General features: G+C 71.7%; 12 protein-coding genes. 3 read left to right on the forward strand and 9 right to left on the reverse strand.

Features of this window, described 5'->3' with window-relative positions:
- The first annotated feature begins 41 nt into the window (after positions 1–41).
- On the forward strand, positions 42–179 hold the full coding sequence (locus tag HNR02_RS33690) for a hypothetical protein (RefSeq protein WP_179776127.1): 138 nt from the start codon (positions 42–44) through the stop codon (positions 177–179).
- A gap of 3 nt (positions 180–182) precedes the next feature.
- Positions 183–875: a hypothetical protein gene (locus HNR02_RS33695; protein ID WP_179777632.1), complete on the forward strand. Its 693-nt coding sequence runs from the start codon at positions 183–185 to the stop codon at positions 873–875.
- 84 nt (positions 876–959) lie between these two features.
- Here the strand turns inward: HNR02_RS33695 and HNR02_RS33700 are convergent, their stop codons facing one another.
- The 6 genes from HNR02_RS33700 to HNR02_RS33725 are packed head-to-tail and all read right to left on the reverse strand — an operon-like array spanning position 960 to position 7,535.
- Positions 960–1,838, reverse strand: coding sequence for an enoyl-CoA hydratase-related protein (locus HNR02_RS33700; RefSeq protein WP_179777633.1), 879 nt, complete (start codon positions 1,836–1,838; stop codon positions 960–962).
- The gene (locus HNR02_RS33705) at positions 1,823–2,608 is read right to left on the reverse strand and encodes an enoyl-CoA hydratase/isomerase family protein (RefSeq protein WP_179777634.1); all 786 of its coding nucleotides are present in this window, start codon (positions 2,606–2,608) and stop codon (positions 1,823–1,825) included. The genes HNR02_RS33700 and HNR02_RS33705 overlap by 16 nt, the downstream gene beginning before the upstream one ends.
- Positions 2,605–3,660, reverse strand: a complete 1,056-nt coding sequence (locus tag HNR02_RS36360) for an acyl-CoA dehydrogenase family protein (RefSeq protein ID WP_179777635.1) — start codon at positions 3,658–3,660, stop codon at positions 2,605–2,607. The genes HNR02_RS33705 and HNR02_RS36360 overlap by 4 nt, the downstream gene beginning before the upstream one ends.
- A 13-nt stretch (positions 3,661–3,673) precedes the next feature.
- Positions 3,674–4,846: an acyl-CoA dehydrogenase family protein gene (locus tag HNR02_RS33715; RefSeq protein WP_179777636.1), complete on the reverse strand. Its 1,173-nt coding sequence runs from the start codon at positions 4,844–4,846 to the stop codon at positions 3,674–3,676.
- Complete coding sequence (locus tag HNR02_RS33720) at positions 4,846–5,976, reverse strand: thiolase family protein (RefSeq protein ID WP_179777637.1); 1,131 nt, start codon at positions 5,974–5,976, stop codon at positions 4,846–4,848. The genes HNR02_RS33715 and HNR02_RS33720 overlap by 1 nt, the downstream gene beginning before the upstream one ends.
- On the reverse strand, positions 5,961–7,535 hold the full coding sequence (locus HNR02_RS33725; RefSeq protein WP_179777638.1) for an acyl-CoA synthetase: 1,575 nt from the start codon (positions 7,533–7,535) through the stop codon (positions 5,961–5,963). The genes HNR02_RS33720 and HNR02_RS33725 overlap by 16 nt, the downstream gene beginning before the upstream one ends.
- 93 nt (positions 7,536–7,628) lie before the next feature.
- On the opposite strand from HNR02_RS33725, the gene HNR02_RS33730 reads away from it, so the two are divergent.
- Complete coding sequence (locus HNR02_RS33730) at positions 7,629–8,258, forward strand: TetR/AcrR family transcriptional regulator (RefSeq protein ID WP_312861278.1); 630 nt, start codon at positions 7,629–7,631, stop codon at positions 8,256–8,258.
- 252 nt (positions 8,259–8,510) lie between these two features.
- On the opposite strand, the gene HNR02_RS33735 is transcribed toward HNR02_RS33730, so the two are convergent.
- The 3 genes from HNR02_RS33735 to HNR02_RS33745 are packed head-to-tail and all read right to left on the reverse strand — an operon-like array spanning position 8,511 to position 12,640.
- Positions 8,511–9,446, reverse strand: a complete 936-nt coding sequence (locus tag HNR02_RS33735; protein WP_179778009.1) for a hydroxymethylglutaryl-CoA lyase — start codon at positions 9,444–9,446, stop codon at positions 8,511–8,513.
- Between the two features lie 12 nt (positions 9,447–9,458).
- Complete coding sequence (locus HNR02_RS33740; protein WP_179777640.1) at positions 9,459–12,290, reverse strand: FAD-binding and (Fe-S)-binding domain-containing protein; 2,832 nt, start codon at positions 12,288–12,290, stop codon at positions 9,459–9,461.
- Complete coding sequence (locus tag HNR02_RS33745; protein ID WP_179777641.1) at positions 12,287–12,640, reverse strand: FmdB family zinc ribbon protein; 354 nt, start codon at positions 12,638–12,640, stop codon at positions 12,287–12,289. Before HNR02_RS33745 ends, HNR02_RS33740 begins: the two co-directional genes overlap by 4 nt.
- Between the last annotated feature and the right edge of the window lie 3 nt (positions 12,641–12,643).

The following is a 12,643-nucleotide window of genomic DNA, read 5'->3' on the forward strand; positions in this document are numbered from 1 at the left end:
TCACGCTGGAAATACGCACTGTGATCCGCGAGGAGGCTGCGATGAGACTGGGCCGGAAGCTTGCCGTGGGCGTCGTCGAAGAATCCGGGGCCGAAGAGATCGCACCGGTCGAGGAGCGCCCCGAGACCGTCGAAACCCCGCAACCCGCGCGTCCCGAACCCGTCGCCGCCGACCGCTGAGCCATGGCGGGCAGGCTGTCGTTGCGCCGCATGCCCCAGGAACGGCGCGACGTCCCGCTGCACGGCTACAAACTCGCCTACCCGATGCTCTCCGCCGAGGGCACCGATGCCGGGTTCACCGGGGTGTCACTCGGCCGCACTTACGCCTACCGCGTCGAGGCCGAGGCGAAGTGCGCGCAGAGCAGCCGCCACCAGAGCCCGTCGCGGCTGTGCGACTGCGGCTTCTACTGCTTCCACGAGCTCACCGACGCGCGTGCGCTCGCCTGCGATCCGCAGTACCAGCAGAGCGTGCTGCTGGAGGTGGACGCCGCCGGGCGCTACTTCCGCTACGAGCGGGGGCTGCGGTACTCGCGGCAGACGGTGCGGGCCGTGCACGCCGGGTTGTGCGCGTGCGGGTGGCCCGCGCAGGTGTTCGTCGCGACCGGCACCGGCGTGGTGGGCTGGCGCAAGCTGCTGCCGGTGTGCTCGACCTGCGCCGGCAACCGGCCGCCGTTGACGCTGGAGCATTTCGGCCGCCTGGCCGGGGTGCCGGTGCACCGGGACGACCGCGCGGTCGCCTTCACCACGGGCGCGCAGGCGGCCGGTCCCGAGATGGTGCCCCTGCTCTCGGCGGAGGTGGCGCTGCTGCACGCCCGCCTCGACGAGCTCCAGACCCAGCTGGACCAGCTCACGCGGGGCAGCGGACCTCCCACGTGACTCCGTGCGCAGCGAGGCCGTCGAGGAAGCTCGCCGCCTCGACCGCCGGGCGGCAGCGCCGAACGCGGAACTCGCGAGGCGGGGTCACGGGGAGCCGGGAAATGGGGGGATGCCGGCAGGGTAGTCCGTGGTGACGCGGCCGGGGAAGCTCGGCGAGCGTTTCTCCAGGAAGGCCATCACACCCTCCATCGCGTCCTTGCCCGCGCCGAGCTGGAGCAGCGCCGCCGAGTCCGCCCGGTGCGCGTCCCACGGCGTGGACGAGCCGAGCATGCCCCACAGCAACTGCCGCGACACCGCGACCGACACCGCCGACGTGTTGTCCACGATCTCGCGCGCGATCGACAGCGCCGTCGGGATCAGCTCGTCCGGCCGCACCACCCGCGACACCAGCCCGCCCGCGCGCGCCTCCGCCGCATCGAACACGCGCCCGGTCGCGACCCACTCCATCGCCTGCGAGATCCCGACCACCCGCGGCAGGAACCAGGACGACGCGGCCTCCAGCAGGATCCCGCGCCGGGCGAACACGAACCCGAACCTGGCGCTCTCACTGGCGATCCGGATGTCCATCGGCAGCGACATCGTCACGCCGACACCCACCGCGGGCCCGTTGAACGCCCCGATCACGACCTTCTTGCACGCGGCGATCCGCAGCGCCACCGAACCACCGGCGTCGCGCGGCACGCCGTCGATCTCACCGAACCCCTTGACGTCACCGATCGCGTTCTTGTCGAACGTGCCCGCGCCGCGTTCCAGGTCCGCACCCGCGCAGAACCCGCGGCCCGCGCCGGTCACCACCACCACGCGCACCGCGTCGTCGGCATCCACCTCGTCGAACGCCGCGACCAGCTCGTGCGCCATCTCCAGCGTGAACGCGTTCAGCCGCGACGGCCGGTTCAGCGTGATCGTCGCGATGCCATCGGAGACCTCGTAAGTGATCTCACCGTAACTCACCGTACCGCCCATCGTCCCGTGTACTTCACTTCGGTTTTCCGCAGGAACGCTTCGAACGCCGCCGGGGCGTCCTCGGTCGCGAAGTTGACCGTCTGTGCCCGCGCCTCCCCCTCCAGGGCCTCGCGCAACGTCCGGGTCGAACCCTCTTCGAGCAGCTTCTTGCTCAACGACAGCGCGACCGGCGGCAGCCCGGCGAGTTCCGCCGCCAGCGAGTCCACAAAGGAATCCAGCTCGTCGGCGGGCCGCACCCAGGTGACCAGCCCGAGCTCGCGGGCCTCGTCCGCGCCGATCATCTCCGCCCGCAGCGCGAGCCGTTTCGCCTGCTGCATCCCGACCAGCCGCGGCAGCAGCCACGACCCGCCGAAATCCAGCGACAGGCCGCGCCTGGCGAAGATCTGGCTGAACCGCGCCCGCTCGGTCGCCACGACGAGGTCGCAGCCGAGCGCGAGGTTCCAGCCCGCGCCGACCGCGACGCCGTCGACCTTCGCGATCGTCGGCTTGGCGATTTCGTTCAACGCCAGCGCGACGTCGTTCAACCGGTGCATCCGGGTCAACGGATGCTCCCCGCCGTCCGCACTCAGATCGGCGCCCGCGCTGAACTCCCCGCCGGCGCCGGTGACGACGACGACCCGCACGTCGTCGGCCCGCTCCACCTCGCGGAACGCGTCGAGCAACCCGTCCCAGGTCGCGAGGTCGATCGCGTTCTTGCGGTGCGGCCGGTTGATCGTCACGGTCGCCACCGCGCCCGCGCGGCTCAGCAGCACCGGATCCTGCTCGGTCACGAACCTTCCGCCAGACACCCGGCGAGCCGGGCCAGCTGCTCGTCCTGGCCGCCGAACAGCAGCTCGCTGCTCTTGGCCCGCTTGTAGTACAGGTGCGCGTCGTGCTCCCAGGTGTAGCCGATGCCGCCGTGCAGCTGCAGCCCGGACCGGGCCGCCTCGAAGCAGGCGGGAGCGGTGAACACCTGGATGGCCGCCGCGGCCAGCGGCAGTTCCTCCGGCGCGTTGTCGGCCACCCACGCGGCGTGCCGCAGCAGGGATTCCACGCGCTCGCTCGTGCTGTAGAGGTCCGCGCACGCGTGCTTGACCGCCTGATAGGAGCCGATCGCGCGGCCGAACTGCACCCGGACCTTGGCGTACTCGACGGTCGTCTCCAGCACCTTCGCGATGCCGCCCGCCTGCTCCGCGGCCAGCGCCACGGAGGCGAGGTCACGCACCTTCTCCAGCACCGCCGCCGGATCCGCCGCGTCGAGCCGACGGGCCGGTGCCGCCGCGAACTCCAGCTTCGCCTGCCCCCGCGTCGGGTCCAAAGTGGTCAGTGTCTTCCGCTGCGCTTCCTCCGCGACGAACCACCCATCGGAGGTGTACACCACGAAGACGTCGGCGACGTCACCGGAAATCACGAACGACGCCTGCCCGTCCAGGACCCAGCCGCCGTCACGTTCGGTGGCCGTGACCGCCGAAGGCCCCCAGGTTTGTGAGACGACCAGCGCGCCGATCTTCTCGCCGGAGGCCAGCGCGGGCAGGACTTCGGTGTCCCCCAGCGCCATCAGGGCGTCCGCCGCGAGCACGGCGGAGGCGAAGAACGGTACCGGCGCCAGCGCGCGGCCCAGTTCCTCCAGGACCACGCACCGTTCGACGTGTCCCGCGCCCGCGCCGCCGTGCTCCTCCGGCACGACGAGCCCGGTCAGGCCCAGCCCGGCCAGGTGCTTCCACAGCACGCGGTCGTAGGTCTCGTCACCGTCCACGACGGACCGGAGGTGATTGTGGTCGGCGAGCAGTTTCCGCACCGTCGACCGTAGTTGCTGCTGTTCGGAGTCGAGCACCAGCTGCACGATCCCTCTCCTTTCAGGCGGGCCGCTGCGTGCCGACCCGCAGTTCGCGGAAGGGCACGTCACGGTCGAGGACGGGTTCGCGGGGCAGACCGAGGATCCGGTCCCCGATGATCGTGCGCTGGATCTGGTCGGTGCCACCGGCGATGCTCGACGACGGTGCCTGGTTGATCGCCAGTGCCAGCTCGTCCCCGGCCGCGTCGTCCGGGTCCCAAGCGGTCACTCGCGGTCCGCCGATCGTCCCGGCGACCGCGACGGCCTGCTGCATCAGCTGCGCACCGGCGAGCTTGGCGACCGAGCCGCGCGCGCCCGGCGGGGTGCCCGCCTCGGCCTCCTGCCGCAGCCGCGTGTTGAACAGGACCAGTGCGCGTTCCGCCGCGTACAACTTCGCCAGCTCGGCCCGCACGACGGGATCAACGTCGCGCCCGAACCGGCGGGCCGTTTCGGCGAGGTTGGCGTGCGCCAGCGGATCGTTGCGCTTGCGCACGAACCCGCCGATGGACACGCGCTCGTGGCCGAGCATGGTGACCGCGGCCAGCCAGCCCTGACCGACCCGCCCGAGCACGGCGTCCGCGGGCAGGCGCAGGTCCTCGAAGTACACCTCGTTGAACGGCGCCCGGCCGGTCATGTCCTTCAACGGCCGCACCGTCACCGCGGGGTCGCGCATGTCGATGAGGAACATCGTCAGACCCTGGTGCTTGGGCACGTCCGCATCGGTACGGGCGAGCAGCGCGCCGAAGTCGGCGACGTGCGCGACGGTCGTCCACACCTTCTGACCGTTGATCACCCACTCGTCGCCATCGCGGACCGCGCGGGTCTGCAGGCTCGCGACGTCGGACCCGGCGCCGGGCTCGGAGAACAGCTGGCACCAGATCTCGTCGCCGCGCAGCAACGGCGGGAGGTAGCGGGCCTTCTGCTCGGGCGTGCCCAGGTCGACGATCGTCGGCCCGCACATGCCCATGCCGATGCGGAACACGGAGGTCGGCAGGTCGTAGTTGGCGACCTCGGAGTCAAAGATCTGCTGTTCGGCGGCGGTGAGCCCCTGCCCGCCGAACTCCGTCGGCCAGGTGATGCCGGACAGCCCGGCGTCGTAGAGGGCGGCCTGGAACCGCTTGGCGCTCTCCAGGTCCTCGTCTCCCGGCACGTTCTCGGCGAGCCAGGCACGCACCTTCTCGCGGAACTCGCTCATCACACCAACTCCAGAATCGTCGCGTTGGCCTGCCCGCCGCCCTCGCACATGGTCTGCAGGCCGTAGCGGATACCGGCGTCGCGCATCTGGTGCACGAGCGTGGTCATGATCCGCGCGCCGCTGCCGCCGAGCGGGTGACCGAGCGCGATCGCGCCGCCGTGCGGGTTGAGCGTCTTGGCGTCGGCACCGGTCTCGGCGAGCCAGGCCATCGGCACCGGCGCGAACGCCTCGTTGACCTCGAACACGCCGATGTCCGACACCGCCAGGCCGCTGCGCGTCAACGCCTTGTGAGTCGCCGGGATGGGCGCGGTGAGCATGATGACCGGATCGTCACCAGCGAGCACGGCGGTGTGCACGCGCGCGATCGGCCGCAGGCTCAGCTGGGCGGCCTTCTCGCTGGTCGTCATCAGCAACGCGGCCGCGCCGTCGCTGATCTGCGAGCTGTTGCCCGCCGTGATGACACCGTCCTCGCGGAACGCGGGCTTGAGCTTGGCCAGCTTCTCCAGCGAGCCACCGCGGCGCACACCCTCGTCCGCGGTCACGTCCCCGATCGGCAGGAGCTGATCGTCGAAGGCGCCGGAATCCTGCGCCGCGGCGGCCTTTTCGTGCGAGGCCAGCGAGAACTCGTCGACCTGCTGACGGGAGAAGCCCCACCGCTCGACGATCATCTCCGCGCCGATGCCCTGGTTGGGCCGCACGCCGCCGTAGCGGGCCAGCACCTGCTCGCCGAGCGGATTCGTGCCCTGAGCGGAAAAGCCCATCGGCACGCGGCTCATCGACTCGACGCCACCGGCCACCACGACGTCATAGTGACCCGCGATCAACCCGGCGGCCGCGAAGTGCACGCTCTGCTGACTACTGCCGCACTGCCGGTCGACGGTCACGCCGGTGACGCTCTCCGGCCAGCCGGCCGCGAGCACGGCGTTGCGGCCGATGTCGCCGGTCTGCTCGCCCGCCTGGCTCACGCAGCCCCACACGACGTCGTCGATCTCGGCCGGGTCGATCCCGGCCCGTTCGGCGAGGCCGCGCAGCACGTGCGCCGACAGGTCCACCGGGTGCACGCCGGACAGGCCGCCGTCACGTTTGCCGACGGGCGTCCGCACCGCTTCCACGATCACCGCGTCTCGCACGGCTCCTCCTTCTGCGTCGCTGCGGCGGGGGCCGCGTACCGTTCCTTGAGCCGCCGCTTGACCAGTTTTCCGGTTGGGGTGCGGGGCAGTTCTTCGGCGAAATCCACGCTGCGGGGCGCCTTGTAGCGCGCGATCCGCCCGCGGACGTAGGCCAGCAGTTCGGCTTCGAGCGCCGGGCCGGGCGGGATGCCGGGCGCGGGCTGGACGACGGCCTTGACAACCTCGCCCATCTCGTCGTCCGGCACGCCGATCACGCCGACGTCGAACACCGCGGGGTGCAGGGCGAGCACGTCCTCGATCTCCTGCGGGTAGATGTTCACCCCGCCAGAGATGATCATGAATGCCTTGCGGTCGGTCAGGTAGAGGAAGCCGTCCTCGTCGAGGTAGCCGACGTCGCCCGTGGTCGTCCACGTCTCGTGCGCGGGGTGCTGCGCCTCGCGCGTCCTGACCTCGTCGCCGTGGTAGGTGAACGGGACCTCGTCGCGTTCGAAGTAGACGGTACCGACCTCACCGGCAGGCAGCAGTTCGCCCGCGTCGTCGCAGATCCTGGCGACGCCGACCACCGCGCGGCCCACCGAACCGGGCTTGGCCAGCCACTGCTCGCTGTCGATGAAGGTCATCCCGGCGCCCTCGGTGGAGGCGTAGTACTCGGACAGGACCGGGCCCCACCAGTCGATCATCGCGCGTTTGACCTCGACCGGGCACGGCGCGGCGGCGTGCACCGCGACGCGATGGCCGGTCAGGTCGTAGCGGGCACGGACGTCGCCGGGCAGCTTGAGCATCCGCACGAACATCGTCGGCACCCACTGGCTGTGCGTGACGCGGTAGGTCTCGATGGCGCGCAGCGCGGCCTCCGCGTCGAAGCGCTCCATCATCACCACCGTGCCACCCAGGCGGTGCACGACCGCGCCGAACCGCAGCGGCGCCGCGTGGTAGACCGGCGCCGGGGACAGGTAGGTCATGTCCGGGCCGAAGCCGTACAGGTGCCGCAGCACCGGGGTGAGCACGTCGCCCGGCTCGTCGATCTGCCGGTCGGGCAGGTCGACCTTGATGCCCTTGGGACGGCCGGTGGTGCCGGACGAGTACAGCATGTCCGCGCCCGAGGGCTGGTCGGCGGGACGCTCGGATGAGCCGGTGGCCAGGAACTCGTCGTAGCCCGCGTAGCCGCCGGTCCCGCCGCCGTAGACGAGCTTGACCGGCACGTCCGGGAGCAGTGCGGCGACCGCGGCCGCCAACGGGCCGAGTGCGGCCGAGACGACCAGGGCCTTCGCGCCGCTGTCGGTGACGATGTAGGCGACCTCGGCGGGCGCGAGATGGCTGTTGACAGCGGCCACGTAGCGGCCTGAGCGCATCGCGGCCCAGTAGACTTCGTAGGCGCGCGCGTTGTTGTCGCTCAGCACCGCGACGGTGTCACCGCGGCCGAGACCGGCGCTGGTCAGGGCGTCGGCCAGGCGCGCGGAACGCTCGTCGAGCTCGCCGTAGGTCAGCCGCTCCCCGGAGCCCGCCATGATCACCGCGGCCTTGTCCGGATCGGCGTCGGCGTGGGTACCCGGGTACATGCGGCTCCTCCTCGAACCGTGGACTCCCCTGCGAGAGTGCAAGGATTCGGCGTAACAGTCAACACCGACTGTTAACGGGTTATGGTGAGCCCCGTGGTGACCGAAACCCGGAACCGGCAGGACCGCGCGGCAGGCACGCGGACGTTGATCCTCGACGCGGCCGTGGCGTGCCTGGTCGAGCTGGGCTACTCCGGCGCGTCCACGCTGGCCATCCAGGCCAAGGCCGGAGTGTCCCGCGGGCGCCTCCTGCACCACTTCCCCTCGCGCGACGAGCTGCTGGTCGCGGCGACGCAGCACCTGACGAAGACGCGGCTGACGCAGATCGAGGAGCAGGTCGCCGAGCAGCTCGCGGGCGAACCGGAGGGGCCGCGGCGGGTCGACCGGTGCATCGAGCTGCTGTGGACGACCTTCCACGAGCCGGTGTTCTGGGCGGCGGTCGAATTGTGGACCGCGGCGCGGACCAATCCGGCACTGGCCGCGGCGCTGCGACCGGAGGAGCGGGCGCTGCGGGAGGCGATCCGCCGGGTCGGCGAGCGGATCTGGGGACCGGCGGTGGTCGCGCACCCGAACTACCCCGAGCTGGGCGAAGTGCTGTTCACCAGCATGCGCGGCGCGGCGCTGCCCTACGCCTTCGAGAGCCGCCGCCGTCCGGCGAACGACCCGCACCTCGCGTTGTGGAAGTCCATCGCGCACCGGCTGCTCTTCGCGACCGGCCAGTGCTGACTCTTTCGTAGCCGCTACGCGGGTGTTTGCGCTGCGCGCGGATGAAAGCGTCCCGGAGGGGCCAACACGCCGCCCGGAAGGGCCAACACGCCAGCGCGAGCGGCAAACACGGCGCGGACGCACCGTGTTTGCCGCTCCGGGCACCGTGTTTGCCGCTCCGGGCACCGTGTTTGCCGCTCCGGGCACCGTGTTTGCCGCTCCGGGCGCCGAGCCGGCGCCCAAGCCGGGCAGCGCGGGATCCCGCGTAGCGGTCTACGAACCAGTGAGGGCCTTCACGACGCGTGAAGGGCTGGGCCGCCCCAGACGCTCCGCCATCCAGACGCTCGTGGAGACCAGCGAGTCCAGGTCCGCCCCGTGCTCGACACCCACACCGTCGAGCATCCACACCAGGTCCTCGGTCGCCAGGTTCCCGGTGGCCGCCTTCGCGTAGGGGCATCCGCCGAGACCGCCCGCCGAGGAGTCCACAGTGGTCACCCCACACCTCAGCGCCGCCAGCGTGTTCGACAGCGCCTGTCCGTACGTGTCGTGGAAATGCACGGCCAGCGAGTCGACCTCCGGGAACGCCGCGAGCACCGCCTCGACGTGACCGGGCGTCGCCACCCCGATCGTGTCTCCCAGGGACAACTGGAAGCATCCCATGTCCAGCAGGCGCCGACCCGCCGCGACCACCTGGTCGACAGGCACGGCTCCCTCCCAAGGGTCGCCGAAGCACATCGACAAGTATCCGCGCACCTGGAGGCCCTCGTGCCGGGCCCGGCGCACCACCGGCTCGAACATCGCGAACTGCTCGTCGAACGAACGGTTCAGGTTCTTGCGCGCGAACGTCTCCGTGGCGCTGCCGAAGATGGCGATCGACTCGACCCCGAGCGCCAGCGCCCTGTCCAGGCCCCGCTCGTTCGGCACCAGCACCGGGTACCGCACGCCCTCGCGTCGCTCCAGCTTCGCCAGCAGGTCGTCGGCGTCCGCGAGCTGCGGGACCCACTTCGGGTGCACGAAGCTCGTCGCTTCGAGCGTGCCGAGCCCGGCCGCCGCCAACCGGTCCAGGAACTCCAGCTTCGTGTCCAGCCCGACGATCGCCTGTTCGTTCTGCAACCCGTCACGCGCCCCGACCTCCCAGATCGTGACCCGCTCCGGCAGCTCCGCACGGGACGCCTCCCGCTGCGGAAGCCCCAGCTCACGCACACTCACCATGCCCCCACGTTAACGCTGACTAACGCCGTCGTCCAGCGCGCGGGCCAGCACCTGCGCGAGGTGCAGCGCCTCGCGGCCGGTGAGGTCGTCGATCTGGGTGCGGCAGCTGAACCCGTCCGCGAGGACCATCGTGTCCGGGGAAGCCGCGTTCACCTCGGGCACCAGCACCCGCGCGGCCGCGCCGACCGACACCTCGTAGTGGCCCTTCTCGACACCGAAGTTCCCGGCCAGCCCGCAGCAGCCCGAGTCGAGCGTCCGGTTCGCCACGCCCACCCGGCGCAGCAGGCGCTCCTCGGCCGCGTTGCCCACCACCGCGTGCTGGTGGCAGTGCTGCTGCGTGATGGCCGTGGCCTCGACCCGCGGGAACTCCACGTCGGGTGCGTAGCGTTCCAGGAACTCGGCCAGCGTGAACGCCTGCGAGGGCAGGCCGTGCAGCTCCGCCTCGTCCAGCAGCTCCCGCGAGTCGTGCCGGAAGACGGCGAGGCAGCTCGGCTCCAGGCCGACCACGGGAGTCCCGGCTTCCAGTTCCGGCCGCAGCACCCGCAACGTCCGCCGCAGCACCTTCCGCGCCACGCCCAGCTGCCCGGTCGAGATCCAGGTCAGCCCGCAGCACACCGACGACGACGGCAGCACCACGTCGAACCCGGCGTGCTCCAGCACCCGCACCGCGTCGTGACCGACCTCGGGCGACAGGAAGTTCGTGAACGTGTCCGGCCACAGCACCACCCGCGGACGGCCCTGCTCCCGCCCGCGGAACCCGCGCCGGAACGTCCGCGGCGCGAACCGCGGCAGCGACCGCTCCGGCGTGATCCCACCCGCCTTCTTCACCAGCCCGGACAGCCGCCCGCCCAGCACGCGGTTCGCCAGCCGCGGCGCCGCCGAAGCCAGCCGCGACAGCACCGGCAGGAACCCGAGCGTGTAGTGGCTCGCCGGGCGCAGCCGTCCCCGGTAGTGCTGGTGCAGGAACTCCGCCTTGTACGAGGCCATGTCCACATTGACCGGGCAGTCCGACAGGCATCCCTTGCACGCCAGGCACAGGTCCAGCGCCTCCAGCACTTCGGAAGACCGCCAGCCGTCGGTGATCGTCTCGCCACGCATCATCTCGAACAGCAGGTGCGACCGGCCGCGCGTGGAGTGCTCCTCGCGACCGGTGACCATGTAGCTCGGGCACATCACGCCGGACGACTTGTCGACGCAGGCCCCGACGCCGACGCACCGCCGGGTCGCCGTCGCCAGGCTGCCGCCGTCGTGCGGGTACTTCAAGGTGAGTGGCAGCGACCGCACCGGCCCGTCGAACCGCAGGTCCGCGTCGAGCGCGCGCGGGTGCACGAGGTTGCCCGGGTTCAGCAGGTCGCCGGGGTCCCAGATCGCCTTGAACCGCTCGAACAACGCGAGGATCTCCGGCGGGTACATGCGGGACAACAGCTCGGCACGCGCCTGCCCGTCGCCGTGCTCGCCGGACAGCGATCCGCCGTGCCGCACCACCAGGTCGGCCGCGTCCTCCATGAACGCGCGGAACTGCCGCCGCCCTTCCTCGCTGGTCAGCCCGAAGTTGATCCGGACGTGCACACAACCCTCGCCGAAGTGTCCATACGGGACACCCGTCAAACCGTACTTCCCGAGCAGGGCGCGGAAGTCACGCAGGTACACGCCAAGGTTCGCGGGCGGGACGGCGGAGTCCTCCCAGCCCGGCCACGCCTCGGAGCCGTCCGCCATGCGGGTCACGATGCCGGCCGCGGCCTCCCGCACCGACCACAGCACGCGCTGATCGGCCGGACGGGTCTCGACGACGGTCGCCGCGCCGGTCTCTCGCGTGAGCACGTCCGCGACGTCGGCGGCCCGCGCCGCCGCGTCGGCGGCGTCTGCTCCCCCGACCTCGACGAACAGCCAGCCGCGCCCCTCGGGCAGCAGGTCGACCGCCGGATGGGACCGCCGCGTCAGCAGCGAGTCGATCAGATCGCGCCCCATGCCCTCGACGGTCAGCGGCTTGAGCGGCAGCACCGAGGGCACGGCGTCGGCGGCCGCGATGTCGTCGGCGTACCCCGCGACGACCAGCGCGCGGGCCGCGGGCGCGGGCACCAGCCGCACGGTGATCTCGGTCAGCAGCACGCAGGTGCCCTCGGTGCCCACGAGCGCGCGGACCAGGTTCGTGCCGTTCTCGGGCAGCAACTGCTCCAGCGCGTACCCCGACACGCGTCGCGGGATCGTCGGGAAAGCCGTGCGCAGCAACGCCAGGTTGTCCAGCGCGAGCTGCTTCGACGCCGCGACCCGCGGGTCCTCGGGCAGCTCCGGCCCGATCACCAGCCGCGCACCGTCCGCGGTCAGCACGTCCAGCGCGATCACGTTGTCCGCGGTCCGGCCCCACGCCACGGAATGGGATCCGCACGCGTCGTTGCCGACCATGCCGCCGATCGTGCAGCGGCTGTGCGTCGACGGGTCCGGCCCGAACGTCAGGCCGTGTGGCGCGGCCGCCGCGCGCAGCGCGTCCAGCACCACACCGGGCTGCACGCGCGCGGTCCGCGCCTGCGGGTCGATCTCCAGCACCCGGTCGAGGTGCCTGCTGTAGTCGACCACGACACCCCGCCCGAGCGCCTGCCCGCCGATGCTGGTGCCGGAACCCCGTGCGGTGATCGGGATTCCGTACTCCCGGCACAGCCGGACCGTCGTCTCCAGGTCCTCCACAGTGGACGGGAAGACGACGGCCACCGGCACGTGCCGGTAGTTCGACGCGTCCATGCTGTAGGTGGCGCGCGCCGTCGTGCCGGATTCCACCTCACCCGTGAGCGCGTGGCCCAGTTCCCCGAGGAACCGGGCCACGCGCTCGTCGGTAGCCACGGTCATGAAACCGGTTCACCGGCCCGCAGCGGCGCGGCGGCGAACCGGCCCTCGTGGGCGAGCACCGGACGGCGGTCGCCGCCCAGCTCGGGGTATTTCTGCTCCAGTTTCTCGCGCCGGGTCATCTGCCGGTGCCAGTGCCGCACCGTTTCCCGGTCACCGTCACCCGTGCCGCGCCAGCTCTTCGGCGCGTCGTCCCGGCTGGGACCGGCCGAAGCGACCCCGCCCAGCCGCACCGCGGGTGGCAGCCGGTGGGGCACGGAACCGCACTCGCAGTCCGGGGCCGGACTGGCGGACGACGGCACGAGCGCCTCGAACCGGTTCCCGCAGTCACACGCGTAGTCGTAGATCGGCATCGG

This window comes from Amycolatopsis endophytica (genome assembly GCF_013410405.1).
Taxonomy (GTDB): domain Bacteria; phylum Actinomycetota; class Actinomycetes; order Mycobacteriales; family Pseudonocardiaceae; genus Amycolatopsis_E; species Amycolatopsis_E endophytica.